The sequence below is a fragment of the Acidobacteriota bacterium genome (assembly GCA_016208495.1).
In the GTDB taxonomy this organism is placed as follows: domain Bacteria; phylum Acidobacteriota; class Blastocatellia; order Chloracidobacteriales; family Chloracidobacteriaceae; genus JACQXX01.
Genome location: JACQXX010000145.1, coordinates 13,270 through 38,876, shown reverse-complemented (window position 1 = coordinate 38,876; position 25,607 = coordinate 13,270). Strand labels below are relative to the sequence as shown.

At 52.0% G+C, this 25,607-nt stretch carries 23 protein-coding genes; 13 read left to right on the top strand and 10 right to left on the bottom strand.

Annotation, left to right across the window (positions count from 1 at the left end; all coding sequences use genetic code 11):
- Positions 1-216 precede the first annotated feature (216 nt).
- The 13 genes from HY774_27525 to HY774_27465 all read left to right on the top strand — a co-directional run bounded on the left by HY774_27525 (position 217) and on the right by HY774_27465 (position 16,257).
- Complete coding sequence (locus HY774_27525) at positions 217-849, top strand: hypothetical protein (protein ID MBI4752256.1); 633 nt, start codon at positions 217-219, stop codon at positions 847-849.
- Positions 782-2,722: a CHAT domain-containing protein gene (locus HY774_27520; protein MBI4752255.1), complete on the top strand. Its 1,941-nt coding sequence runs from the start codon at positions 782-784 to the stop codon at positions 2,720-2,722. Before HY774_27525 ends, HY774_27520 begins: the two co-directional genes overlap by 68 nt.
- A 305-nt stretch (positions 2,723-3,027) precedes the next feature.
- Positions 3,028-6,048, top strand: coding sequence for a DUF504 domain-containing protein (locus HY774_27515; protein MBI4752254.1), 3,021 nt, complete (start codon positions 3,028-3,030; stop codon positions 6,046-6,048).
- 144 nt (positions 6,049-6,192) lie between these two features.
- Positions 6,193-7,098: a hypothetical protein gene (locus HY774_27510; protein MBI4752253.1), complete on the top strand. Its 906-nt coding sequence runs from the start codon at positions 6,193-6,195 to the stop codon at positions 7,096-7,098.
- Between the two features lie 44 nt (positions 7,099-7,142).
- On the top strand, positions 7,143-8,543 hold the full coding sequence (locus HY774_27505) for a beta-lactamase family protein (protein MBI4752252.1): 1,401 nt from the start codon (positions 7,143-7,145) through the stop codon (positions 8,541-8,543).
- 248 nt (positions 8,544-8,791) lie between these two features.
- A complete protein-coding gene (locus HY774_27500; protein MBI4752251.1) occupies positions 8,792-9,133 on the top strand; it encodes a DUF4406 domain-containing protein in 342 nt (113 codons plus the stop codon).
- An 88-nt stretch (positions 9,134-9,221) separates the two neighbouring features.
- Positions 9,222-9,671, top strand: coding sequence for a hypothetical protein (locus HY774_27495; GenBank protein MBI4752250.1), 450 nt, complete (start codon positions 9,222-9,224; stop codon positions 9,669-9,671).
- Between the two features lie 204 nt (positions 9,672-9,875).
- A complete protein-coding gene (locus tag HY774_27490) occupies positions 9,876-10,460 on the top strand; it encodes a sigma-70 family RNA polymerase sigma factor (protein MBI4752249.1) in 585 nt (194 codons plus the stop codon).
- Positions 10,461-10,605: 145 nt separating this feature from the next.
- Positions 10,606-12,780 carry a FecR domain-containing protein gene (locus HY774_27485; GenBank protein ID MBI4752248.1) on the top strand — a complete coding sequence of 725 codons (2,175 nt, stop codon included), beginning with the start codon at positions 10,606-10,608 and terminating at the stop codon, positions 12,778-12,780.
- 278 nt (positions 12,781-13,058) lie between these two features.
- The gene (locus HY774_27480; GenBank protein MBI4752247.1) at positions 13,059-13,763 is read left to right on the top strand and encodes a hypothetical protein; all 705 of its coding nucleotides are present in this window, start codon (positions 13,059-13,061) and stop codon (positions 13,761-13,763) included.
- Positions 13,764-14,001: 238 nt separating this feature from the next.
- Positions 14,002-14,595: a hypothetical protein gene (locus HY774_27475; GenBank protein ID MBI4752246.1), complete on the top strand. Its 594-nt coding sequence runs from the start codon at positions 14,002-14,004 to the stop codon at positions 14,593-14,595.
- Between the two features lie 36 nt (positions 14,596-14,631).
- On the top strand, positions 14,632-15,255 hold the full coding sequence (locus HY774_27470; GenBank protein ID MBI4752245.1) for a redoxin domain-containing protein: 624 nt from the start codon (positions 14,632-14,634) through the stop codon (positions 15,253-15,255).
- 378 nt (positions 15,256-15,633) lie between these two features.
- Positions 15,634-16,257: a hypothetical protein gene (locus HY774_27465; protein ID MBI4752244.1), complete on the top strand. Its 624-nt coding sequence runs from the start codon at positions 15,634-15,636 to the stop codon at positions 16,255-16,257.
- Positions 16,258-16,411: 154 nt separating this feature from the next.
- Here HY774_27465 and HY774_27460 read toward each other — a convergent pair whose 3' ends face one another.
- The 10 genes from HY774_27460 to argH form a co-directional block, all read right to left on the bottom strand.
- Entirely contained in the window at positions 16,412-17,671 is a 1,260-nt protein-coding gene (locus HY774_27460) for an amidohydrolase (GenBank protein MBI4752243.1), read from the bottom strand.
- A gap of 27 nt (positions 17,672-17,698) precedes the next feature.
- Positions 17,699-18,514 (bottom strand): acetylglutamate kinase, encoded by an 816-nt coding sequence (gene argB, locus HY774_27455; protein MBI4752242.1) that lies wholly within the window; start codon positions 18,512-18,514, stop codon positions 17,699-17,701.
- 6 nt (positions 18,515-18,520) lie between these two features.
- Positions 18,521-18,820: a hypothetical protein gene (locus HY774_27450; protein ID MBI4752241.1), complete on the bottom strand. Its 300-nt coding sequence runs from the start codon at positions 18,818-18,820 to the stop codon at positions 18,521-18,523.
- Between the two features lie 11 nt (positions 18,821-18,831).
- Positions 18,832-19,350 carry a GNAT family N-acetyltransferase gene (locus HY774_27445; protein ID MBI4752240.1) on the bottom strand — a complete coding sequence of 173 codons (519 nt, stop codon included), beginning with the start codon at positions 19,348-19,350 and terminating at the stop codon, positions 18,832-18,834.
- Entirely contained in the window at positions 19,343-19,630 is a 288-nt protein-coding gene (locus HY774_27440) for a DUF1778 domain-containing protein (protein ID MBI4752239.1), read from the bottom strand. Before HY774_27440 ends, HY774_27445 begins: the two co-directional genes overlap by 8 nt.
- An 83-nt stretch (positions 19,631-19,713) precedes the next feature.
- Positions 19,714-20,661: an N-acetylornithine carbamoyltransferase gene (locus HY774_27435; protein ID MBI4752238.1), complete on the bottom strand. Its 948-nt coding sequence runs from the start codon at positions 20,659-20,661 to the stop codon at positions 19,714-19,716.
- 117 nt (positions 20,662-20,778) lie between these two features.
- On the bottom strand, positions 20,779-21,972 hold the full coding sequence (locus HY774_27430) for an aminotransferase class III-fold pyridoxal phosphate-dependent enzyme (protein MBI4752237.1): 1,194 nt from the start codon (positions 21,970-21,972) through the stop codon (positions 20,779-20,781).
- A 100-nt stretch (positions 21,973-22,072) separates the two neighbouring features.
- Positions 22,073-23,092, bottom strand: coding sequence for an N-acetyl-gamma-glutamyl-phosphate reductase (argC, locus tag HY774_27425; GenBank protein ID MBI4752236.1), 1,020 nt, complete (start codon positions 23,090-23,092; stop codon positions 22,073-22,075).
- On the bottom strand, positions 23,085-24,182 hold the full coding sequence (locus HY774_27420; protein ID MBI4752235.1) for a hypothetical protein: 1,098 nt from the start codon (positions 24,180-24,182) through the stop codon (positions 23,085-23,087). The genes argC and HY774_27420 overlap by 8 nt, the downstream gene beginning before the upstream one ends.
- Positions 24,179-25,510, bottom strand: coding sequence for an argininosuccinate lyase (argH, locus tag HY774_27415; GenBank protein ID MBI4752234.1), 1,332 nt, complete (start codon positions 25,508-25,510; stop codon positions 24,179-24,181). The genes HY774_27420 and argH overlap by 4 nt, the downstream gene beginning before the upstream one ends.
- Positions 25,511-25,607 lie beyond the last annotated feature (97 nt).

The window sequence follows — 25,607 nt, the reverse complement described above, 5'->3', positions numbered from 1 at the left end:
GAACGAACCTGTTCCCGGTGGTAGCTCACAAAGCCTCGCAACCACCGGCTATCCGAACGGCAGCCTTTCAGGATGCTCAATCCAAATACCCCTCCCCCAAATGAAAACGGGAAGTTGATTTTTAACGCTCCCTAAGTTTATTTGATTGAATTACTTGACTGTTTCCTAATACAAAATATTCATTGCAAAGTGGTATTTTCAATGAGGAGAACAAAGATGATGAGGCGGATGAAACACTTCACGGCGGTGGCGATGATTGGAGCCTTGATCTTTCCAATGCCATTTTTTGCCCAGGCCAAACAGAGCCAGCCAGCCAAAGCCCAGAAAGAATCCCAAGCTTCAGCTTCTAGCCCCCAGCCATTTATTTCCCCCGAACCCCGAGCCCTGAACGGCGGTGAAAAACACACCTACCCGTTGCCGCTCAAAGCCAACGACTATGTGAAACTGGTCGTGGAGCAACGCGGGATTGATGTGGTCGTGCGGCTGATTGGGCCGGATGGAAAAGTCATCCAGGAAGTGGACAGTCCAAACGGCATCCAGGGCCCAGAACTTCTTTCTTTTATCTCAGAAAAAGCTGGAACCTATCAAATTGAAGTTGAAGCCCCCGACCAAACCGCTTTGGCTGGAAAGTATGACGTGAAATTGGAAACGCCACGGGCAGCCACCGAGCAGGACCAGGCGGAATATGAAGTGAATACCCTGCTGGTCAAGGCTGCAAGGCTCCGTCAGGCCGGCAAGTACAATGAGTGTTTGCCATTAGCTACCCAGGCGCTTGAAAAGAGTGAAAAAGCCTTTGGCGGAGAGCACCTTCTCGTGGCCCTCAGTCTCAACGACCTGGTTGTGCTGTAACTCCACCAGGGCGGAGCCGCTCTATGAGCGGGCACTGGCCATTCGGGAGAAGGTGTTGGGGCCAAACCACCCGGAGGTGGCCCAAAGCCTCAACAACCTGGCTTTGCTGTACCACGCCAACGGCGAAACGGCTCAGGCCATTCAGTTTCTGACACGCAGCAACGACACCACCGAACGCGACCTGGTTCGCAATCTCGTTTCCGGTTCCGAACGCCAAAAAGCGCTGTATCTGAAAAAAACCGAAAGCAACACCGATGCAACCATTTCTTTGCAAGTCCAGGCTGCGCCGCACACGGCGGAAGCGCTCAAGGCTGCCCTGACGGTGATTCTGCGACGTAAAGGGCGGGCGCTGGACGCCATGACCAGCACCCTGGAGATTTTGCGGAATCAGCAAAGTCCCGAGATTCAAAAACTGCTGGATGGGTATTCTGCTCTGGCAAGCCAAATCTCGGTTTTGACGCTCCGAGGTCCTGGAAAAAAGCAGCCGGAAGCGCATCTGGCCAATTTGCGCGAGTTGGAAAACCACAAGGAAAAACTGGAAGCTGAGATCAGCGCCCGGAGCGCCGAATTCAAAACCCAGGTGACACCGATTACCCTGAACGGCATTCAACAATGTATTCCACCCAGGGCAAGCCTTTTGGAATATGCCGTATACCGACCTTATGATGCCAAAATAAAAAAATCCGGAACCCCCCGATATGTCGTGTATCTGCTCAACCAAAGTGGGGAAATCCGATTTGCCGACCTGGGTGAAGCCGAGCCGATTGACAAAGCAGTGGCGGCATTTCGTCGCGCGGTGAGCACCAAAACCTCGGCGGATGTCTGGTCCCGGAAACGCAGCTTTGCCCCTCTGACGTCTGGACGAGGATCCACTCAAACCAATGTCAAAGTCCTTGGACATCAACTTGGGAAACTCATCTTTGAACCGGTCAGGAAGATGCTTGGTACCACCCAACACCTGTTGATTTCACCGGATGGAGACCTGAACCTGATTCCGTTTGGTGTTCTGACAGATAAGAACGGGAAATATTTGACGGAAAATTACCTTTTGACCTACCTGACCAGCGGGCGGGATTTATTGCGGCTGCAAGTCAAAATCGACAGTCATGAACCACCATTCGTGATGGCCAATCCGACCTTTGGAAACGGTCGGGGGCCGGTGCTGATGGGAAAAGTGTTGGCTCCGCTTTCTCAACTTCGGGGAACCACGCAAGAAGGCAATCAACTCAAAGCCATCTTTCCCGATACGACACTGAAAATGAACCTGGAAGCGACGGAAGAAACACTCAAAGCCGTCATCAGACCCGTTTTTGTTCACATTGCCACCCACGGCTCTTTTCTGGAAGACGCACCGGAAAAGTCACCGCTGGACCACACCACACCACCGGGCTTGACTTCGGAAGAAGGTCAACTGCCGATGGACACCGAAAATCTGCGTCAGTCAAACCCGCTCCTGCGTTCGTGCCTCTTTTTTACGGACGCCAACACCGGCGGCACCAACCCGGAAGATGACGGGACGCTGACGGCTCTGGAAGCCGCCCAACTGAATCTGTGGGGCACCAAACTGGTCGTGCTTTCCGCCTGCGATACCGGGCTGGGCGATGTCAAAAATGGTGATGGGGTCTACGGGCTACGCCGGGCGCTGGTCCTGGCCGGCAGCGAGGCGCAAATGATGAGTCTCTGGCCGGTGTCGGATGCCGGAACGCGCGAACTGATGGTGGAGTACTACACCCGCTTGAAAAAGGGTGAAGGACGTTCCGAAGCGTTGCGCCATACTCAACTCAAAATGCTCAAGGATCCAAGGCGGCGGCATCCATTTTACTGGGCGGCGTTCATTCAATCAGGTGGGTGGACAAACCTGGAAGGGAAATAGCTCTCCACTCACCACGAAAAACACGAAAAAAATCAAATAATACCAATTAGGGTTCAGGATATCGGGTTGTTGATTGAGCCCGAACCAAAGGGCATAAAGGACAGGGTGGAAGTCGGTTTTGTCACGGCGAAGGCTCGATTTTGGTGAACTTCGATTCCACTGAATGACCGGGAGCTTCCCGCGTGCAATTGGTGCCCCGACCTGGTCGGCACTGATCTTTGCGCAACAGGGTGCTATTTGGGGCAAAATTCAGGTCATTCTCAATTCTTCATTCTTCATTCTTCATTCTTCATTCTTCATTCTTTATGGCTTCAGACGAGTCACGCACCAGACTCAGTACCAGTCGCGAAATCATTAGCCGGATTCTGTGGGATTCGCGGCTCAATCGGGCTGCGTTTCGGGTTGGCTACCAGGATCGGCTGGCACCCGAGGGTTTTCGTGAAAAAACCGTGGATGAATGGGCCGTGGCCAGCGATATTCCCTGGCATCGGGTGCGGTTCATTCGATGCGGTGAAACCCGAGTCTGGGACCGCGACACGCATCTGGATCTTTTTGCAACGGACGAACTCCCCGCCGCCGCCTGGGTTGAACCTCCCGAGCGAATTTCAGCCCCAACCAGTTTGCTGATTTCTGAAACACCGTCAGTCCATCCAAACTTTGCCTGTATCTCCCGACCTGTGTTTCATCGAACTGGTTCAACCTGGAACCAGGTATCAGAGAATCCGGCATCCATTCTGACTGAGCGCCTGAAAATCATTACCTTCAATATTTTGGCTGAGCTTCCAGATGATGGAGATTTGAGGACACCCGAGCGAACAACCCACCTGCTTTCAGTGCTGGAAACCTGTCAGGCGGATGTGATTGCGCTCCAGGAAGTCACCCCGACTGTTTTGACGGCGATTCAAACGGCTGATTGGACTGCAAACTGGTTTCTTTCCGAACCGATGCTGTCTCCGAATCTTGATCCACACGGCGTATTGGTGCTGAGCAAATATCCGTTTTCACAGGTTGACCACTGGTTTTCAATCCGCAAACGGGTGCTGATTGCCACCTGGACGCTCAACGGTCAGCCACTTCACCTCGCCGTGCTGCATTTGCCAAGCAGTATGACGCTGGATGCCCCAGCACGGCGGCGGCTCTACGTTGGAAGACTCCTTGAATATGTGCATCAGTTGCCCGGTGATTGCGCTGTGATCGGAGATTTCAACACGCCTGGTGACGAACTGGATAAACTCTTTCAACGTGAAGGTTTTGACGACATCTGGCCACGATTAAACCCCACTGACCCAGGCTTGACCTATGACCCGGCGACCAATGACCTGGCCGCACAACTTTCGCGCTCGGGTAACTCATCGCGCTATGACCGGATGTGGGTTCGGTCGAAAACTTGGCACCCAGCTCAGCTTTCAAGGCTCGGAGTTGAACCCGTTGCTACCACCTCTGGCTCGCTCTTCATTTCTGACCACTTTGGACTTGGCGTCGAATTAACCCGGAACCCCGAACCCCGAACCCCGAACCCCGAACCCGATTCTACCCTGCACTTGACGCCACCGGTCTACACCAGCGCGATTGTGATTATTCCGCCACTCAACCTCTGGCCGCCGATTCAGAACATTCGGCGAACGCACGACCGCAAAATCAATCGCTGGATGCCCCATATCACGTTGATCTATGGGTTTTTACCTGATCATCTCTTTGCCGAAGCGGCTGAACTCATCAGGCGGGAACTGGCACATATTCAGCCGTTTTCAATTCGGCTGACGAAGTACGACTATTTTGAGCATCGCCGAAATGCCACGGTCTGGCTCAAACCCGAAGTTGACCCGCCAGGTGCTTTGCATACTCTCCAGGAACGACTGTTTCGATTATTCCCTCAATGTTCTGAGCAAAATAGTCGTCCCAGCGGGTTTACCCCACATCTGAGCGTCGGTCAGTTTGAATCGTTTCAAAAAGCACAGTCCGAATTACCTGACTGGCATCCAGTTTCATTCGAAGTGGAATCCATCGCGCTTATCAGCCGGGTTGGTGACACGCCGTTTGAAGTGCGCCACGACATTGAGCTTGGAAAAAAATCGGCGGGTCAATCTGCGGGTGATTCAACCCTGAGTGATCTTGTTTTGGACCTGGAACCACTGCTGACTCCGGAAGAAATCATTCATCGGGAGACAATTCTCGAACTGGTTCATCAGGCGTGTGTCGAAGTCGTGGGCGAATGGGCGACGCTGGAAACGGTTGGCTCCTCCCGAATGGGCGTTGCCACCCGGTCAAGCGATATTGATACCGTGTGCCTCATCCCGCTGGAATTACCCGCCGGAAAATTTCTGGAATCGGTGGCCAACCGGCTCTCACCGCTGGCGGAAATGACGCGGGTGGTAACGGATGCTCAGGTGTCGCTGCTCAAAGTTCGAATTGAAGGTGTTGACGTTGACGTCATGCCGGCGCATCGCCCCGCTTCTCTTTCCATGACGATGGCCATTGATGCCTGCCACCAAACCGAGTTTGATCCGGCAAGCTGGCAAAATCTGGTTGGCTGTTTTGAAGCCGATGAATTGTTGAAATGTGTCACGCGGAAAATGAACCTGACCTTGTTTCAGGAGTTTCTGCGTGGTGTTCGGGCCTGGGTGGCGCGGCGACAGATCGGCGGCAATGCCTGGGGTTTTCCGGGCAGCTTTTCCTGGGCGTTACTGGCCGCCTGGGTCTGTCTGAAGCTGGAACCAGACGTCGTGCCAGACCTGGAAACGCTCATGATCAATTTTTTCAATCAGTTGGACGAACACGACTGGACACAGCCAGTCGGATTGACCGATGGTGCCCGGGCGTTCAAAGTTCGTTCGCATCGCGACCACTTGCCGGTGATTACCTCGGTGGCGCCACATCAAAACAGTGCCCGAAATATTTCGCGTTCAACCGCACAACTCATCAAGGACGAGCTGCGACGCGGAAGGGAATGCGCCACCAGCCATCAGTGGTCAAGGCTGTTTGAACCAGTGGTTCGAGCTGTTTCAGGTACCGGTTTGAACCTTCAATATCAGATCGAAGTCATATTAGCCGCGGACTTTGACAAGGTCGCGGGCTGGCTCGAAGGCCGGATTTTCGGCCAGATTCTTATGCTCGAACAGCGGTGCCTTGGGGTGCAGGTTCGTCCCTGGCCAGGAGTCGCCCAAACCAATCTCACGGGAATCGTCAGACTCGATCTTCATCAATCAAGTCAAGCTGATCGGCCTGCCATCCAGGAAGTCACCACCGCCCTGGTTCAGCAGTTTCAAATCTGGACCGGGCGACCAGACGGCGCGACGCTTGACGTGCAGATGAATGATTCAGTTTAAGAATTGGAAACCACGAAACACACGAAAACAAAACTCAGGGAAAGGTTCAGAGTATCGTCTTCAGACGAGAGATTTTTTTCCATCCCACTCGTCACGCCTCACGCCTGAAGGCGTTACTCTGAACATTCATTCATAATTCCCCATATGTCCTGGACAATGCTGGTTTTGCTCATCACATGGTTGTTGTCGGTGTTTGGAGTGCTCATCGGCGCTTCACTCTATCGAGGAGGGAAATCAAATCGTCTGAAAGGCGATACCTACGAGGCCCTTCTTGGAGCGTCCACCGGGGCAAAACGATCTGGGAACCTGTCAAAAACAACGACCGAAATTCGACCGGAATTGTCTGCCTGGTCAGCATTTGATCAATTTTGCCTGGATAATGACACGTTTCTGGCTGCCCTGGCCGAACAACAGGCCGAGATGGGGAATTTTCATCTCAGTGCAATTGTTATGGACAGGTTGAGCGATCCGATTTTGTTCATCCATGCCAGGTTGTCGCTGGCCAACCACCTGGCACATGCCCGTGATCTGTATAATGCCCAGCAAATCATTGAAAATACTCCGGTTGAACCCCATCAGCTTTCACTGTTATGCAAAAAGGCGGACGTCATTTGTGAGGCGCTTGAGGTTGCTGCAACCATTGAAACAATTGATTGGTCACCTGTTTTTATTCAACACCTCGAAGAAATCCTGGCTTTGTTGGCTGAACAGCCGCTGCTGGTGGCGAGAGTTTGCGAGCGCGTAGGCCGTGTGCTGGATCAACGTGACCAGTTGGACAAGGCTGTCATCTGGTGGAAACGAGCCGTGACAACCAGCGACCAAATTGACCCAGACTGTGATGTCCAAACCCAGGAAGCAATCCAAAAATTGATTCGACGCATTGGGGAACGACTTATTCGAGAACAAAAGACGGGTAGCATTTCGTTCCGTTGGACAATGTTTCACGCCCATCTTCGCAAAGATAGTTCAATCCTGCGCGAAGCCATCTTGCAGTATCCACCTTTCCCAACCATTGATCCAAAGGAAACTGAAAGCCAGACTCAGGAATGAGCTTCGGTTTCCTTCGACTTCATTTTTGTTCTGGGTACCTCATTATGAAACCAAACTCCTCCCGTTCCCCGCTGAATTTGAATTTTGCACGGTGGTCCGTGCTGATTTTGACGTTGTGCCTGTTGACCTTGCCGCTTCGGGCCGATGAAATTGACGATCTGGTCAAACAACAGATGGAAGCCGATCATATTCCAGGGCTTTCGATTGCCGTGGTTCACAAGGGAAAAATCGTGAAAATGCAGGGATACGGCATTTCCGACCTTGAGAAAAAAACCGCCGTCACGCCCCAAACCATGTTCAAAATCGCGAGTGTGAGCAAACAATTTATTGCTTCAGCGATTGTCCTGCTCGCGGCAGATGGCAAACTCAACCTGAATGACTCGATGACCAGATACTTTCCGGATGCTCCGGAAACCTGGAAGCCAATTACCCTCAAGCATTTGCTGAATCATACTTCGGGGCTGGTCCGGGAATCACCCGCGTTTCATCCCATCTTTGCAAAATCTGATTTGGAAATTGTCAAAGCGACTTACCCTGTGCCGATGAAGTTCCAGCCCGGCGAACGGTGGGAATATTGCAACGTCGGCTACTTTGCTCTGGCGGACATCATCCGTCAGGTCAGCGGCAAACCCTGGCCGGAGTTTTGCCAGGAACGCATTTTTGCCAAAGCCGGAATGGCCGATACCTTTGCGACCAATGCCGTTCCGGAAAAATACGGTACCCTGGTCAGTTACAGTTGGGATGAAAACACTTCAAAAAAAGCGATGGAGTTTGTCACACTCCGACCCAGCGGGGCGTTTGCTTCAACCATAGTTGATTTGACGAACTGGGAACTCAGTCTCCAGCAAGGCAAAGTCCTATCCAAAAAACTTCAGGAAATGATGCACCAACCGGCGGTGCTCAATGATGGCTTCCCGTATCCATATGGGTTTGGCTGGGAAACCGACACCGTCAATGTCGTGGCCCGCGTCCGACACGGAGGGTCACTCGGAGGCTTCCGCACCGAGTTTATGCGCTTTCCAGGCGAAAAACTGGCCGTGATTGTGCTCTGCAATCAGGATTCAGCCAATCCGATGAAAATTGCCAGCCTCGTGGCCACCACCGTCCTTCCAAATCTCAAGTACAAACCCATCAAGGATACTGACCCGGCCTTTTCAGCCACGGTCAAAAAGTTGCTTGAATCCTGGGCTGAAGACACTGTGGACAGCTCGATTTTTACTCCAGGTTGCTGGAAAGTATTTGAACCCCGCTTTAAAAACCCAAACGCCATCAAGAGGTTCAAAAGCCTTGGCCCGATAACTGGTCTTTCACTGGTCGAATCGCGCCAAACCGGAGATTTTCGAATCACCCGTCATCGCATCGTCTTTGCCAGCCAGACCCAGCTCATCCAGATTGTCCGCACCAAAGCTGGATTGATTGCTGATATGCGGTTGGAGAATGAGTAGCTTTCTGAGTGAAGTGGTGAAGTAGTGAAATAGTGAAGTAGTGAAGTGCTGGAAACACAGAGTTTACAGTTGATAGAATCATTGTGAGAATCAACACTAAACTACTAAACTACTAAACTACTTCGCTACTTCGCTGATGCAGAAAAAAAATTTGAAAAAAGTCTGTTTTTTCTACGCGCTAGTCGCTATCTTGGAGATCACGTGTTTTCGAATTCACAAATCAGAATCAATTCTCCAAACCTTACTTTATGCTTATTGCTGTTGCTGGTCCTTATTCCGCTCCTACTCCGAAACAACGTCAGGCCAACCTTGATGCTTTAAACCGAGCCGCCGCTCAAGTCTATCGCCGGGGCCATATTCCGGTAATTGGCGTGAACCTCGCCTTACCAGTAGTCGAACAACTCGACCCGGAAACCGATGAATATGAAGCCATTATGGCCATCTCACTGGCCGTTATTGCAAACTGTGACGCCATGTTGCTGATTGCCGAATCTCCGGGTGCCAACCGCGAACGTGACCTGCTTGCCGGGTTAGGTCGTCCGGTGTACCGGACCTTGAAAGAACTTCCCCCCGCCGGACAAAAATCGTAATTTTGGACCATCCGCCATCATTTTTGTGCACCGTCTTCAGGTTTTTTTTCGCTTTTATTGGTAGAGCAAATTTTCCTGGAGAAAACAGATGGCATCCATCTTTACTGTTTTTGCAGCCCCTGACCCAATCCGCGACCCACTTCGATATGTTCAAGAGGCATTTCCCGAAACTGAAAGCCTGGAACTCAATCCCCTTGATCTTGATTCACTCTCGCGCCTGATTTTGATCCTGGATATGGATTCTGGTGACCAGCGAACCCCGTTGGACGCACTCACCCTGATTGAATCAGACCAGGTGGTGGTGGATGTGTTTGAAGGGGCGGAAGTGTATCGGCTTCCGGCCTGTTTGCAGGCCCGGCTGGCGGGGCTTTCCCTCGGACACCGACTGGAACTGGCTGTTATCTGGTGGGAACTGGAATCGCCGTTTCATCGAACACTCGAACTCGAACTGGTTGAAGTCCTGGTAATTGGACTTCAAGTGATCAGCCAGATTGCCATCGAAGACAATCTGAAACTGTTTTTGCAGATTCAGGGATGAATGGCCGGGTTCCGAGTTCTTTAAGGGATGAGGGATAAAAAAAATCACCCTGTCACCTTGTCACCTTGTCATTTTGTTCGGGTTTCGGGTTTCGGGTTCCGGGTTTTCGAAGTTTGATTCTTTCCGCTGTTTCTTTCCCTGTCGTCCCTTTTTCATGAAAAGATTTTGGAAGACGATTGAACTCGCGCCTGTCAAAATGGTCGAGTGAACATTTTAAGCCAATCAAAACCGCAAACTGAATCGCGAACTGACGAAGAACTGGTCACCAACGTTCTGGCCGGTAAGGGCGAAGTCTTTTCTTTGCTCTATGAACGCTATTACCAGCGCGTCTTCCGATTGGCAGCGGGGATGACTGGCGCCACGGTGGCTGAAGACCTGACGCAGGAGATTTTTTTTCGTGTGTTTCAAAAGCTCAACCAGTTTGCTGGACAATCGCGCTTTTCGACATGGCTCTACCGCCTGGCGGTCAACCATTGTCTGAATGCCCGCGAATCTGCCCACCCGCAAACCCAGGTTGATACTGAACTTGAACTCTTGGAGTTACCTTCAACGCACATCCATCTTGAAAAAGCAGTCATTGAAAAACAGCTTCAAGCCCACGTTCAACGGGCCCTGCTCACGCTCAAGCCTGAAATTCGGATGATTATCATTTTAAAAGACATCGAAGGTCTGAACTATGACGAAATTGCCGAACGGATGGGATGTTCGCCAGGAACAGTCGCTTCGCGGCTCAATCGAGGCCGGAAATTACTGGCTGAGAAATTAGCCCCGCTACGGGGAAAAATCTGATTCCGGGTTCCGGGTTCCGGGTTCCGGGTTCCGGGTTCCGGGTTCCGGGTTCCGGGTTCCGGGTTTTCGAATTTATGTCCTTTATGTCCTTTATGTCCTTTTCATGGAACCCTGAACCCTGAACCCTGAACCCTGTTTTACCGCTATGAATGCACGTCACTTTTTTCAACACATCATCCACTCAGTGCTCCACCAGAGGTATCGGCGGCAATTTTCGCCGTTGATGGATGGTGAGTTGGATCTTCCAGCCCGGACCGCGCTGGAAACACACTTGAAACACTGCGAACTCTGCCGGGAAGAGCTGGAATCGCTGCATTTTGCCTCCCGGATGGTTTCCCAAATCGGGATTCCCCTTCCGGCAAACGACCTGGTCCCAGCCTGGCGGCCTGTAACTCGTTCCAATTCAAATCCAATTCGGTTTGGGTGGTGGAAAATCGCAACCGTTGGAGCGGCAATGACCTGTCTGGTCGTGGCCTGGTGGAGCGTGGGGCACTTTTTGCATCATCCAAAGTCTTCGCCAACGGTTTTTTGGGAGGTCGTGAACCTCGAAGGCAGCCCGGTGATTGACGCCCATCAAATTGCCCAAACCGCTCAGCTTGGCCTTGGACAATGGCTTGAAACTGATGCCAGATCCCGCGCCAAAATCACTGTTGGAGAAATTGGTTCCGTCGAAATTGACCCAAACACCCGCATCAAGCTGGTGCAGGCAGGTCAGGCCGAACATCGCCTTGCCCTTGATGAAGGCCGGATGCACGCCCGGATTTATGCTCCACCACGGGTGTTTTTCGTGGATACCCCGTCGGCGGTGGCGATTGATTTGGGATGTGCCTACACCCTCGAAGTCAACAAAGACGGCGACAGCACCTTGCAGGTCACGTCCGGATGGGTAGCCTTGATGCTCAATGGACGCGAGTCGCTCGTTCCAGCCGGGGCCACCTGTGTCACTAAACGCGGCAAAGGGCCTGGTACACCGTTTCTGGCCGATGCCAGTCAGGCATTTCGGATTTCGCTCAATCGGTTTGATTTTGAATCAGGCGGGACAGTCGCTCTCAACACGATCTTAGTCGAAGCCCGACGTCAGGATGGCATCACGCTCTGGCATTTACTGACTCAGGTGACTGGTGCCGAACGTGAACGTGTCTATTCACGACTCGCGGAATTGATTCCACATCCGGCAGCAATTACCAGGGAAGGCGTGCTCCGACTGGATCAAAAAATGCTGGATCAGTGGCGCGAGCAAATTGACTTTGCGGCCCTTGGGTTGGTGGTTGACGGTTCGGCCAGCGGTCAGGTCAGTCAGGTTGAAAATCTGCATGCTCCACGATATGCCCACTCGGCGACGTTGCTGAAAACCGGGCAGGTGCTGATTGCTGGCGGAATGGAGCGCATGGGAACGGTCCAGGAGAGTGCTGAGTTGTTTGACCCACAAACCAAAACCTTCAAAACCGTTGGTCGCATGCTCTCACGACGAGTCAATCACACCTCCACGTTACTTCCAAATGGAAAAGTTCTCCTGGCTGGTGGCTCAGACATAACCTTCTTTTCCGGCGCTTTATCCACCGCCGAACTGTTTAACCCACTCACTGGACAGTTTGAATCAACCGGAACAATGAATTTCCCCCGGCTGGCCCATCGAGCGACGCTGCTTCCGAATGGAACTGTCTTGATTACCGGTGGGCAAACCGCCACCGACAAGCTGGCGAGTGCTGAAATCTACGATCCGATTTCAGGAACTTTCAGCCTGGTGGCGGATTCGATGAGTTCACCGCGCACTGATCACACCGCGACATTGCTTCCCAATGGCAAAGTGCTGATTGTTGGCGGCGGCACCGGCACCCTCCGTCGCGAAGACCCGATTGCCGCCGCTGAACTCTTTGACCCGCAATCCCAAACCTTTTCACCCGTTGGAATACTGTCAGTTCCCAGGTTTAAGCATTCAGCTCAATTATTGCCCAATGGCAAAGTTCTGATTTTGGGTGGCTCAAACGCGATGATGTGGAACGGTCAGTACACCAGCGCCGAACTCTTTGACCCAAAAACTGGCCAGTTTTCTCCAACGGGCAATATGAACACGGCCCGCTACAAAATCCGGGACGCGGTCGTGGTCCTCAAAAACGGAAAAGTTTTAGTCGCGGGTGCCAGCCGCCGAATTGAACTCTATGACCCAAATACCGGGTATTTCTCTGAAGTTAAAGGAGATTTAGGTGTCTCAACCTATTACGCCACCGCCACTTTGCTGCCTTCCGGTGAAGTCTTGATCGCTGGTGGCTATAGCAAACAACTTGATGGAACCACCAGTGCCTGGATTTATAAACCATAGCGAACAAAGAGCGAGTAGTGAGTAGCGAGTAGCGAGTAGTCAATCCATCGAGGGTTACAGGCAATCTTCACCTTTTTCGAATGACGAGGTTCCAGGTTGTGTTGACATTTCTTCGCCACGTAGCGGTGGTTGACTTGAAAACCATGCCAGGGTCGCCGGGAAGGACGAGATCCCAGATTGAAACCGCCGTGAAATCACGATTTTGTCTCGTTTCCTGGCCTTGAAAGACCAGGCTTAATTCATCGTTATTTCGCTCAGAAAAAATGAAGGAGGCCACCATGAACACATTCTCACGTCGGCATTTTTTTCAATTCGGTTTATTGGGAGCCGCTGCGGTTGGAATTCCGGATCTGTTGATGCCGCCTGGCCTGGCTCCGACCGAAAAAACGGATGATTTGGACCATTACAAAGAGCATCTGGAAGTTTCGGAGAAAACCAAACTTGGAGGCGCCTGGGCTGTGACCGATTTTGTAGACCAGTGGCCGTTTTATATTTCCGGCGCTCCGTATCGAGCCAAGCTTTCGCTTCCGCTGGCTGAAGGCACGGTGCTGGTGGTCAAAGGCCGGGTTTGGGATTTTAAAACCCGAAAGCCGGTGCCGATGGCCCTGCTCGATGTCTGGCAGGCTGATGCCGGCGGGGTGTATGACTTTGAAAACAATGATGAACGACGACCTCCGAAAGAGGGAATGACCCGCAATCGGGCCCGCCTGATGACGGATGAATCGGGATATTATGAATTCGAAACCATCCATCCCGGCGCCTATCAAATCGGCCCAAATCGCTGGCGGCCCAGTCACATTCATTACTGGATCAAACATCCGAATTACAAAGAACTTGTGACCCAACTGTTTTTCAAAGGAGATAAACACCAATCAGGTGACTTTGCCTGGCGTGAATCGTTGATGATTGACCTTCAAAAACAGTCAATTCGAGGCGCCACGCTTGAAAGTGGTACCTTTGACATCATTCTGGAGCCGAAATAGCTGGGGGAGCGAAGAAGCGAAATAGCGAGATAGCGAGATAGCAAGGAGTCAGTCCATCAGAGTTAGAGATTGTTTGGAAATTCAGAATCAAACCTGCGAAGCGGGTGATGGGTTTGCGCTCCGAAGGAGCAGCCTGCATATTAGGAAACAGTCAAGTCCTTCAATCAAATGAGTTTAGCGAACTACTGACTACTGACTACTGACTACAAACTGGTATTAGAATGATCGAGGTTACCAAATGAAAATCCCTTCTTTTCTCAAATTAAGTGAACGGTTTCTAACGCTTCGCTTTCTGGTCTTTGTTGGATTGGTGTGTGTGATCAGTTGCGCCAGTCACGCTGATGATCAAACCAAACCTCAATCGGAAAAACTCACCTGGACAACCGTGATTGCCGGCAAGGATGAGCCAGGGGAACGGCTTCGGGTTTCAGGCAGGGTCTTGCGGCCAGATGGCAAAACCCCGGTGCCCGGTATTTTGGTTGATGTTCACCACACTGATGCCCAGGGATTATACAACCCAAAAGGCACTGGCCAGGCCCCGCCCCGCTTGCGGGCACGGCTTCAAACCAATGCTCAGGGGCAATATGAGTTCCACACGATCAAACCCGCCCCTTATCCTGACGGCGGCAATCCCGCCCATATTCACTTTGCGGTGTATCGCGAGGGCGAACCAAAACGATTCTCGGAAATCTTTTTTGACGGAGACCCAAACCTGACCGAAGCCTTTTACAAGGAAATGCGTGATGAAAAGGCAAATTTTCAGGTGAAACGACCAGTTCGCAACCAGCAGGGTGTTCTCGAATGTAGTCACGACATCATCCTGAGTCAGTAACCAAAGACAACAAATTACCCCTAAAGGAGACCTACCATGTCCAAATTTACACTCTCATTTTTATTGTTTGGAACCTTGTTTTTCACTGGTTGCCACACCCTGGCCCACAGCCACGAAAAAGCAGGGCACAGCACGGTGGCCAGTTCTGAACCCTCAATCGGTGTCGCGGCACCGGTCTTTTCCGGGTCAGACACCCACGGGAAAACGCATCGTTTGTCGGATTACAAAGGCAAATTTGTCGTTCTGGAGTGGTTTAATCCCGAGTGCCCGGCTGTCAGGCCGCATTATGCCAATCATTCAATGCAAAACTTACAGCGTGCCTATACAGGAATGGGCGTGGTCTGGTTGACGATTGATTCTTCCGCCCCTGGGAAACAAGGTCATTTAACTCCTGATCAAGGCGAAGCCGTGCTCAAGGAACGCAACGCGGCACCAACGGCGTTGATTCTGGATTCAGATGGAAAAATCGGTCGCACTTTTGGGGCAAAAACCACTCCGCATATGTTTGTGATTGATCCGAAAGGAAAATTGATTTACGCCGGGGCGATAGATGACCGGAATGGAAAGAACTTCGTCCAGGCCGCGCTTGATGAAGCGATGGCCGGCAAACCAGTTTCAGTCCCCGCGACCCAGTCATATGGGTGTTCGGTTAAGTACTGAGCTGAATGCGAAGTGGCGAAGGAAGAGCGAGTGGTGAGTAGCGAGTAGCGAGTGGTCAATCCATCACGGCTTGTACTCAGTATTTAACCATTAAGTACCTTGTCATAAGTTTCCTGAGATATTGGATTGGATAAGTGTTTGATTCTTTTCGTGTAGTTCGTGTGTTTCGTGGTTAAAATGTCTGGAAATTTTCGGTAAGGTACTTATGTACACCAGCGCTACCAAATAAATACTCCTAAACTTTTTCTGACTACTTCGCTACTTTGCTACTTCGCTATTTTCTCACTTGGCTTGTTCATCTGAAAGGCTCATGGTAGTTTCACGGATTAAGTTTCCAGCACAAAATGTTCAGAAATATTTGATTTTCGGAGACACGCCATGAAGACCAGTCGGCCAAACCTTCGCTCTGGTATCAAGACTCCATTGCCTCGCGCAATGGTAACGGTGATCACTGCCACCACGATTTTAGTGGGTATTATCGCAGGCGTTGCTCTCTGGGTTGGGGTTACGCCGACCCTGTGGATTGAGCCATCCCGAACTGAGCCAGTTCAACTTGCGGCAGCATTTTCAAACCATCCTTTTGCAGGCGTGAAGCAATTCCGGTTTTCTGGGTTGGAAAGACCAAAACTCTCTGATTTCCTTCCGCGATTTGAGCGCAAACCATCCGATATGCTCGTTGAGCAAATGCCGACTTCACAAGGAGAATCATCCAGGCGAAATCGGAAGGAAACAGATCCATCAGATATCTTCCCACTGTCGCATCCGGTGCCTAGCCTGAACCCACATATTACCCCCGATGAATACACGGCGCCGGTTGGCACGTCATTGGTTGTGTTGGGTCACCGGTTGTGGCAGCAGACGATTGAAACCGATCCAAAAGAGTTAGGAAAATCACTCAACCTGGACAATCCGGATTACATTTCAGTTGGCGTGCTCCCGCAAGCCTTATCCTGGGCACCAGAAGACGAGCCGGAAAAACCAGAGCCAGCCTACCAACAGTGATGTCTCGGTGAATAAAAATTCGAGTTCCATCCAAAGGAAAGGTAGTTTTCAAAAAACTGGCTTTCCTTTTTCGTTTTTTGGAGTGCGCCGACTTGTCGGCGCTGGAACGAAATCAATCTGTGACAAGTCGCTCCCAACCCAAAGCTGTGACAAGTCACAGCACTCCAAAGTCCAGAACCAATCCTGCCATGGCTGCGACGCCAATTTTCAGACAGTTTTCATCAACGTCAAATTCTGGTGTGTGAATGCCAGCCGTGATTCCGCATTCAGCGTTGGCGATGCCAAGTGAGAAAAAGAGCGATGGTCGGGCGGCGGCAAAAAATGCAAAGTCTTCGGCGCCCATTCGCGGCGGTGTTTGAATAGTATTGGCTTTTCCAACGATGCGCTCAAAGGTCGGGAGCAGGCGTTCGGTTAATTCCGGATCATTGACCAGTGCTGGTACTTGACGCACAAAGCCCAACTCGTACTCAGCACCAAACCCAGAAGTAAGACCAGTCACGATTTGTCGCATTCGACGTTCGGTTTCATCCATCACGGTATCGCTCAAGGCGCGAACTGTTCCAATGAGCACAACTTCATCCGCCAGAATATTTCCACGATTTCCGCCGTGGATGCTTCCAACTGTAATCACTACCGGATCTTGTGAATTGACCATCCGGCTAGAAATGTTTTGCAGCGCCACAACGGTATGTGAAGCCACCAGCACGGCATCCACGCCGGTATGCGGATAGGCGCCGTGGGCTTTCTTGCCTTTGATTTTGATTTCAAACCGACTGGCGCCAGCCATTGCCGGACCAGCCACGTAGCCGATTTTGCCAGCTTCCAGCGGCGGATAAACGTGCAGGCCAAAAATCACCTCAGGTGATGGATTTTCCAGAACACCTTCGCGAATCATCATCTTGGCGCCGCCATCTTCGCCAACGGGTGCGCCTTCTTCAGCCGGTTGGAAGAGAAACTTGACCGTCCCGCCCAGTTGATCAGTGTGTTTGGCCAGAATTTCCGCCGTGCCAAGCCCAATCGTGGTGTGAACATCGTGTCCGCAGGCGTGCATTACACCCGGAACACAGGATTTGTACGGCACATCCCGAATTTCTTGAATTGGTAGCGCGTCCATATCGGCTCGAACCGCCACGACTGGCCCCGGCTGTTTCCCACGCAGAATGCCGACCACCCCGTGATGCGCAACGCCGGTGGTTACTTCCAACCCCAGTTGGGTCAGGAATTGCGCGACAATTTTTGACGTGCGGACTTCACGATTGGAAAGCTCTGGATGCCGGTGCAGGTCGCGGCGAATTTCAACCAGTTTTGGGAAGATGGCTTCGATTTCCGGGTTCCGGATGCCGGGTTCCGGATTTTCAAATACCGGGTTCCGGGTTCCGGGTTCCGGGTTTTTATTTAAAAATCGATGTGTCACTTTGTCACCTTGTCATCAGTCACCTTGTCACCTTGTCACCCTGGTTCCTACGGGCTGCCCGGTCACAACCTTCACTAGCGTTCCAGGACGTTGCCCGTTCACAATATGGACTGAGGTGACGCCACCTTTTAGAGCCGTAAACGCATTGGTGAGTTTCGGATACATTCCTCCGGTAATCACCTTGGCAGCAGCCAGTTGTTCAAATATTGCTGGATTGATTTCGGGAATCACCTGCTGGTTTGCATCAAGCACCCCATCCACAGTCGTGGCGGCAATCCACTGGTCAGCCTGGAGCGCCATTGCCAGTTCAGTGGCCACCGTGTCGGCATTGGTGTTGAATACCTGGCCAGCTTCATCGGCAACCAGCGGGCAGACAACCGGAACCATTCGGGCTGCCAACAGGACTCTGAGCAGGGTTGGATTGACCGAAACGAGGTCTCCGACAAAGCCAAAATCAACCAGTTTCGTTTCGCCGGTTTGCAAATCGGTGACGCTTCGCGGAGGCCGTTTCCGGGCGGTGATCAATCCGGCGTCAATCCCGCTGATCCCGACAGATGGAACATTCATTCCGCGCAAAACCGCGAGCAGATTGGTGTTGTTCGTACCAGCAAGGATCATTTTGGCGGCTTCGAGTGAGGCTTTATCTGTGATGCGCCGACCATTGATTTTTTTCGGAGTGATGCCGAGTTGCCGGCACAGTTCGTCAACCTGAGCGCCTCCGCCGTGGACAATGACCAGAGAGTGGCCATTTTCGTGGAGTGTAGCCACGTCGCGACATATTGTGGCCAGTGTTTCCGGCTGGTTCAGAACTTCGCCGCCAAATTTAATGACTGAGATGGGCATGCGTCCTCATTCAATACCCTGGAGTGTGGAAAGTGATTCAGCACGATTTTTCAGTTCCTCAGGGTCAGGAATCCCTGCAAATGAACCTGTAATCGCCTGAAGGTACAAATCGCCAATGGTACCAATTGTGCCCCGGTCTGGATAAGCCAGTTCAACGGGCAAATGCCAGTAGAAAGAAACCGGATCAAAAGTTGCCTTTGTCGAGTGCAAAGCCATCCCAATTTTGCGATGAAGCCACCGGTTCACAAAAGAAAGGGCTTCTTTTTCGGTTGGAATTGCAAGCTGAGGTTGGACCAAAGAACTCATATTTCACCTCGTCACGGTTCTTCACTTCCAATAGTTTCCCTGATTTCTGAGATTGGGAGAAACAGATGATATGGGTTACTGGGTGAAGGTTCAAACCCAAATTTTTCATAAAAAGCCCTGGCCGCATCATCTTTCGCATGAACAATAAGAGCCCGCAATCCGGCAATTTCAGCCGCCTGAATGGTTCTGAGCAAGGCATCTCGAAGCAGGTCCGCACCAAGCCCGCGTCCTCGTTCAGTCACATCAACCGCCAGTCGCGCCAGGAGCATAACCGGGATTGGATACCGCCCCAGGCCAGCGGCAAGTTTTTTCGCAGCTTCTGAAGGCGCGATAGAGCCGTAAGCCAGTGTGTAATATCCAACGACGCGATTGCCCCTGACTGCGACGTAGGTCCGTGCGGCATCCTTTTTCTGGTTTTGAAGGGCGTACTTTTTGAAAAATTCGTTGAGGGCAGGAACGCCACAATCAAAAAACTCCCGATTGTGGTCACGGGAAAGCAGTGCCGGTGATTTCAGGCTTTCGTCACTCATCAAAAACACTCCGCCGGGAAAACAACGCCGCTAATTTAGGGTTCTGTTTTGGAGGAGCATCCAGGATTTGACAAAAGGCTTCCCATTGTTCCGGGGGTAATACAAAGTGGGTTTGATCGGCCAGGATTTCGGTTGCGGCACTGACCGCCTGTTCGACCACAAAATCACTGACGGTGGTGTTTTTGAGTGCCGCCGCCCGGACAATGAGTTCTTTTTGCTGGGGTTTAATCCGAATGCTTAACCGATTTTCCCGCTGGCTGGCAGATTGATTTCCACGCATACCCGAAAACTCCTTGAACTGAATTGTGTACACCCATTGTGCGCCCAATTTTGTGTCAGGTCAACCTTTAGCAGAAAAGGCATTTAGCGAGGTCCAATCAGCGCCCGCAAAATCTCTTTCTGGATATGCAGCCGGTTTTCGGCTTCGTCATAGCAAAGATTCTGGGTTGATTCCATCACATCGTCGGCAATTTCGACATTTCGGCGGAGCGGCATACAGTGCATAAACTTTGCCGTTCCAAGCTTTTCCAGCGTGATCATCCAGTTGCGCAGGGTTTCGGGCGGCGGCGTTCCATAGTCGAGCAACGACCCCCACGACTTGGCATAGACCACCTGCTGGTCTTTGAGCACGCTTTGATCATGAACAATTTTGACTCCCGGAAGCTGCGCCATGACCGGTTCTGGAAGTGGAAATCCGGGCGGGGCCACAATCGTCAATTCACACCCCATCTGATGCGTCGCCACGGCAAATGAATTCGCCACCGAAGTTGGCAACGCCTTGATGTGGTAGGCCCACGAAAGCGCAACTTTGACGCCCGAAGTTTGACCAAACTTTTCCTTAATCGTCATGACGTCTGCCATCGCCTGACAGGGGTGATAGAGTGCTGATTCCAGGTTGATGACTGGAACTGATGAATACTGGCGAAACGCTTCGACAATCGGGTCTTCCAAATCTTCGGCCAGATTCTGGAGTTTCGGGAAAGATCGCACACAAATCGCATCGAAATACCGCGAGAGAACGCGGGCGGCGTCCTTGATGTGTTCGGCTTTTTTGCCATCCATCACCGCGCCTTCGAGGAATTCGAGATCCCACACGCCGTTGCCGACTTCAAGCGTGACCGAATGCCCGCCAAGTTGCGCAATCGCAACTTCAAAGCTGGAACGCGTTCGGAGCGAGCTATTGAAAAAAATCAACGCCACTGACTTGCCAGCCAGTTCGGTTGAACGCTTGCCTTTGTTTTGAATGGCGCCCCAAATCAGGGATTCGAGTTCATCGGGAGTATATTCGCCAGTGTGGATAAAATGCTTCATGGTCAGGGTTTGAAAAACAGGGGTCAGGGGTCAGGGTTCTTCGAAGGGATGAGGGATGAGGGATGAGGGATGAAAAAAATCCCTGTTACCTTGTGATTCTGTCACCTTGTCATTTTGTCATCTTGTCACCCAATCAAGGTTTTCGCCGCGTAGCGGTGGCTGAATTGAGGCAGGTCGTGCATGGCCTGTTGCTTGAGAAAAAGCATCAAGAAAAGCGTCAACCTCAGCCTGGGTCAGGGTTAAGGGTGGCAGCAATCGAATGACGTGTGGGTCGTCGGATGTGCCCACAATCACTCCTTGTTTGAGCAATCGGGACTGAAGTTCGGCTGCCGGAAGTGAAGTCCTGACGCCGATGAGCAATCCAAGTCCAAGAATTTCAATGACTTCGGGGAGTTGGTCCAACGCATTGCGAAGACTGGTGCTGACTTCGGTTACACGATCCAGGAGGTGTTCCTGTTCAATCACTTCAATGGTGGCCTTCATGGCGGCCATCGCAATTGGCCCGGCGCCGTAGGTTGCGCCAAATTCGCCGTACTGCACCCGGTCAGCCACTGCCTGAGACACCAGCACTGCCGAGAGCGGCAGACCCGAAGCAATGCCTTTTGCCAGCGTCACAATGTCGGGTACCACGCCAAACTGTCCTGAAAAGAACATCTTCCCGGTGCGACCAATGCCGGTCTGGACTTCGTCAAAGATCAGGTAGGCGCCGTGCTGGGAGGTCAAAGCGCGCAATTCCTGAAAGAATTCTGGTGAAGCCGTCCGGCATCCGGCCATTGATTGAACTGGTTCAAGGATGACCGCTGCCGTGGTGTCATCAATCGCCGTGCGAATGGCAGCTACGTCACCAAACGGGCAAACTTCAATATCCGGAATGATATAGGGAAGTTGCTTATGGTATTTCGGATTGGCGGTGACGTTCATTGCCAGGAGTGTTCGACCATGAAAGCCACCTTCGAACGTAACAATTTTTTTGCGCCCGGTTTGAAGAATCGCCATTTTTAAGGCGTTTTCGTTGGCTTCAGCACCCGAATTGGCAAACAGCACACTCGTCAACGGTGCGGGAGCATGGGCAATCAGTGTGGCCGCCGCTTCGTGACGAATGGCCACGTCAACCATGGTCGAATAAAAGATCAGGTTTTGTGCCTGCCCGGCAATCGCTGAAACAACATGCGGGTGCGCATGTCCGGTCGAAGCCACCGCGTGCCCGGCATACATATCGAGGTATTTGGTCCCGGCGGTATCCCAGACAAAGCAGCCTTCGCCACGGGCAATAGTGATGGGTAAGGTTTTGTAGGTTCGAACGAAAGTCATGATTTAGGGTTCAGGGTTCAGGGTTCAGGGTTCAGGGCTCGAATTTATGTCTTTTTCGTCCTTTCTGTCCTTTTTGCATTTTTCCAACTCTGAGCCTCAGTTAAGGAATTGTCGGAAGCGCCATCAATCCCGTGGTTTCATCAAAGCCTTTCATCAGATTAAATGATTGAACTGCCTGACCGGCGCCGCCTTTGACCAGATTATCAATGGCTGCCATGACAATCACGTGATGGCCGTTACTTTTGATGGAAAGGTCGCAAAAGTTCGTTCCTCGAACAAATTTCACATTTGGCGAATGATCGGTAAATCGCACAAACGGTTTTGATTCATAGAGTTCGTGATACAAATTTTGCAATTCCGCCGTGGTGTAATCTTTTGGCATCGTGACGACTGCGGTCACAAAGATGCCTCGTACAAACGGCCCCGAATGCGGTTGAAACACAAAATCCACGGTGTGCCCGGTTCGAAAGAAAATCGCCTGTTTGATTTCGGGAATGTGCCGATGGACAAACGGTTCATAGGCATAAAAGCTGTCCATCCGAAATGGATGATGCGTTTTCTCTTTGACCTTGATTCCTGATCCAGATGAACCAGTTACGGCATTGACCACCGCATGGTCAATCAACCCTGCCGCCGCGAGCGGGTACAATGCCAGAATGACTGCCGTTGCAAAACATCCGGGAGATGCCACCAGTCGTGCCTCACGAATCTGCTCGGCAAACAGTTCGGGCTGACCATAGACAAATTGTTTGACCGAACCGAAGCACGGATGCTCGGTTCGGTAAAATTGTTCAAACGTTTCGCGGTCCTGAAGCCGAAAATCTGCCGAAGTGTCAATTACGGTGTGGGTTTTGGCAATTTCGGCAATGCCTTCCGACCATTGTTTCATGGCTTCGCCATTGGGGAGCGCCAGAAACACGACTTCGGCGTCTTCGACTTCAGCCAGCGGGTTGATAGTCAGGTTCAGGCTGGCCAGATGCGGATGCACATCTCCCAGGCGTTTGCCGACCGTTTCACGACCGGTCACCGCCACCAGTTGTGCGTGCGGATGCCCGGCCAGCAGCCGAATCAACTCGCCGCCGATATAACCTGAACCTCCGATGACAGCGCACTTAACCAACGACGGCCTCCTTGATTCCTACCGAATGGTGATGTCCATTGAGTAACTTAGGGATTGTCCGCAACGGTGCCGCAAATGGCTCCAGATTGCTCTTGCCATAGCCAGCGGTCAGATTGAGCGTGTCGAACAACCGTTTCGGGTACTTTAACCCATTGATGGCTGGAATCCCGAGTTTCTCCTCCAGGTAATCCGAACCGGACACGTTTTCGGTCGCCAGCCCGCTAAAGGCCGCGAATGAAATACCCATTTGATCAAGGTACATTTTGGCGCCATAGGCCCCCATCAAGTCTCCGGCACAGACAATCACCGACGACACATGGCTCATGATTTTCTTATCAGTGAGGACCGATTCGACTTTGTAATGTCCCAAAATGCCGTCGCCAAATTCAATGATGACCATATCGCCCTGGGTCGCGTTGATGACGGTTTTGACCACCGAAGCCAGATCCTCAGCATCAACCGTTGACGGTAACCCACAGTCCAGAAAGCTTTTAACGTCAACCGCTCCGGCTTCCCAGAATTTGTTCAAATCTTTGATCGCGCCTACGCCCGAGACCTTTGCGGCCCCAACTTTGAAGCCCGCCTGGGTGGCGATTTCGATCAGTTTGGCGGCAGTGGCGGTTTTCCCCACGTGCATACAGGTGCCGAGCACCAGCACAATCGGACGCCATTTCAGAATGCTGTTTGACGCTGGTAACGCCGTGCGGTTGAGCGAAACAATCCCTTGCTCGTCAACCACCGTTCCCAGATAGCGAACCTGAGCCGGATCGCCCAACGCCGTGGTTGAATCAATGTAGTGTCCAATCACGCCGCCGATGTTGAGTAGCGCCAGCCGCATATTTTTGCACAACGCCATCGGTGCCTGGCCCACAAACCCTCGCAAAGCCTGTCGTGATCCCAGCACCCCGACCAATCGGTCTCCCACGTGTAATTTCGACATGGTGCCGTTGGGCAATTCCAAATGCGGATAAGCCGCATTTTCACTTAACACTTCCACCACCACCACATCGCCGGTTTGGGCCGTGGGGCGCGGTTCAAAATGTAAAGACTCGGTCAAACCGAGTTTGCAGGTGACTGAACCAAATTTCACAGCAGTTTCTCCTTTGCCAAAAGTTGAGCCTGAACCTGGATGGGCGAGGTGCCGCCAGGAGAATTTCGGTTGGTAACCGAAGTCAATGGGTTAAGAAGTTCGACAACCGCCGGATCCACCCCGGCCTGCTGCCATTCGTCAATTGTCAGCGTTGAAAACGGTTTCCCGTATTTGACCAGCGCGGCCACCCGGCTGTGGGCTTCGCGAAAGGGAACGCCCTGTTTGACCAGAAACTCAGCAATGTCGGTGGCGAGCAGGTTTTCATCCGATGCTGCCTGAAACATCGCTTCGGCACAGACTTCCATTTTTGCAATCGCAAGCGTGCAAACGGCAATTGCTTCCTTGAGCGTTTGGGCTGTGCGCACCACCGGAGGCTTGGTTTCCTGCAAATCGCGGTTGTAGCCAAACGGAAGCGCCTTGAGTGTGGTGAGCAGGTTGACCAGTTCGCCAATGAACATCCCCGCCTTGCCCCGAACCAGTTCCAGGCAGTCCGGATTTTTCTTCTGGGGCATAATGCTTGACCCGGTGGTCAGTTCATCAGGCAGCTTGATAAAGCCAAATTCCGAGGTGCACCACAAAATCAGGTTTTCAGCCAGTTGCGACAGATGCACCGCCGTCAATGAGCAGGCAAAGACAAATTCCACAGCGAAATCACGGTCTGAAACCGCATCAATCGAATTAGTAAAATGTCCTTTGGCGCCAAGCAGTTGCGCACTCGTTGACGGATTGATCGGAATCGCTGTTCCAGCCAGTGCCCCAGCCCCAAGCGGCGAAATCAAATTGGGTTGCAGCCGGGCGATATCACGCGTCAGCCCTTCGGCAAATGACAGCAGCACGTGCGTGAGCAACACCGGCTGGGCCCGTTGCAAGTGCGTGTACCCTGGCATGATGACGCCCTGGTGCTTCCGTGCCTGGTCCACCAGTGCCTGACACAGTGCTTTCAAGCCTGACATCAGGTCGGTTTGCGTCTGAGCAACGAAGAGCCGTAAGTCCAACGCTACCTGATCGTTGCGGCTACGCGCCGTGTGGAGCAATTTCGCATCATCGCCAATCAGCTCCTGAAGCCGCTTTTCAATGTTCATGTGGACATCTTCGTGCTCAAGCTTGAGTTCAATCCCTTCGTCGAGAATCTGGAGCAGCCCGTTGCGGATTTTCACGGCCTGTTCTGTTGAAAGAACGCCGGTTTTTTCGAGCATCCAGACGTGGGCGAGCGAACCGGTGATGTCTACTTCGATCAGTGCTTTATCGCAATCAATCGAAGCCACAAACTGCAAAATCAATTCGTCAATGGGCTTGTCAAATGCCCCGCGGAGTACTTGTTCGGTCATGATTTTAGGGTTCAGGGTTCAGGGTTCAGGGTTCAGGGTTCAGGGTTTTGAATTTAGGTCCTTTGTGTCCTTTGTGTCCCTTTTGTTTTCCCTGAAC

What these genes read in the sequence shown, in the direction of transcription:
- HY774_27495 (MBI4752250.1), top strand. Translation starts at nt 9,222, where the DNA reads ATGGCATCCATCTTTACTGTTTTTGCAGCCCCTGACCCAATCCGCGAC.
- HY774_27515 (MBI4752254.1), top strand. Translation starts at nt 3,028, where the DNA reads ATGGCTTCAGACGAGTCACGCACCAGACTCAGTACCAGTCGCGAAATC.
- HY774_27475 (MBI4752246.1), top strand. Translation starts at nt 14,002, where the DNA reads ATGAAAATCCCTTCTTTTCTCAAATTAAGTGAACGGTTTCTAACGCTT.
- argH (MBI4752234.1), bottom strand. Translation starts at nt 25,510, where the DNA reads ATGACCGAACAAGTACTCCGCGGGGCATTTGACAAGCCCATTGACGAA.
- HY774_27485 (MBI4752248.1), top strand. Translation starts at nt 10,606, where the DNA reads ATGAATGCACGTCACTTTTTTCAACACATCATCCACTCAGTGCTCCAC.
- HY774_27525 (MBI4752256.1), top strand. Translation starts at nt 217, where the DNA reads ATGATGAGGCGGATGAAACACTTCACGGCGGTGGCGATGATTGGAGCC.
- HY774_27430 (MBI4752237.1), bottom strand. Translation starts at nt 21,972, where the DNA reads ATGACTTTCGTTCGAACCTACAAAACCTTACCCATCACTATTGCCCGT.
- HY774_27465 (MBI4752244.1), top strand. Translation starts at nt 15,634, where the DNA reads ATGAAGACCAGTCGGCCAAACCTTCGCTCTGGTATCAAGACTCCATTG.
- HY774_27450 (MBI4752241.1), bottom strand. Translation starts at nt 18,820, where the DNA reads ATGAGTTCTTTGGTCCAACCTCAGCTTGCAATTCCAACCGAAAAAGAA.
- HY774_27435 (MBI4752238.1), bottom strand. Translation starts at nt 20,661, where the DNA reads ATGAAGCATTTTATCCACACTGGCGAATATACTCCCGATGAACTCGAA.
- HY774_27470 (MBI4752245.1), top strand. Translation starts at nt 14,632, where the DNA reads ATGTCCAAATTTACACTCTCATTTTTATTGTTTGGAACCTTGTTTTTC.
- argB (MBI4752242.1), bottom strand. Translation starts at nt 18,514, where the DNA reads ATGCCCATCTCAGTCATTAAATTTGGCGGCGAAGTTCTGAACCAGCCG.
- HY774_27480 (MBI4752247.1), top strand. Translation starts at nt 13,059, where the DNA reads ATGAACACATTCTCACGTCGGCATTTTTTTCAATTCGGTTTATTGGGA.
- HY774_27445 (MBI4752240.1), bottom strand. Translation starts at nt 19,350, where the DNA reads ATGAGTGACGAAAGCCTGAAATCACCGGCACTGCTTTCCCGTGACCAC.
- HY774_27440 (MBI4752239.1), bottom strand. Translation starts at nt 19,630, where the DNA reads ATGCGTGGAAATCAATCTGCCAGCCAGCGGGAAAATCGGTTAAGCATT.
- HY774_27510 (MBI4752253.1), top strand. Translation starts at nt 6,193, where the DNA reads ATGTCCTGGACAATGCTGGTTTTGCTCATCACATGGTTGTTGTCGGTG.
- HY774_27500 (MBI4752251.1), top strand. Translation starts at nt 8,792, where the DNA reads ATGCTTATTGCTGTTGCTGGTCCTTATTCCGCTCCTACTCCGAAACAA.
- HY774_27505 (MBI4752252.1), top strand. Translation starts at nt 7,143, where the DNA reads ATGAAACCAAACTCCTCCCGTTCCCCGCTGAATTTGAATTTTGCACGG.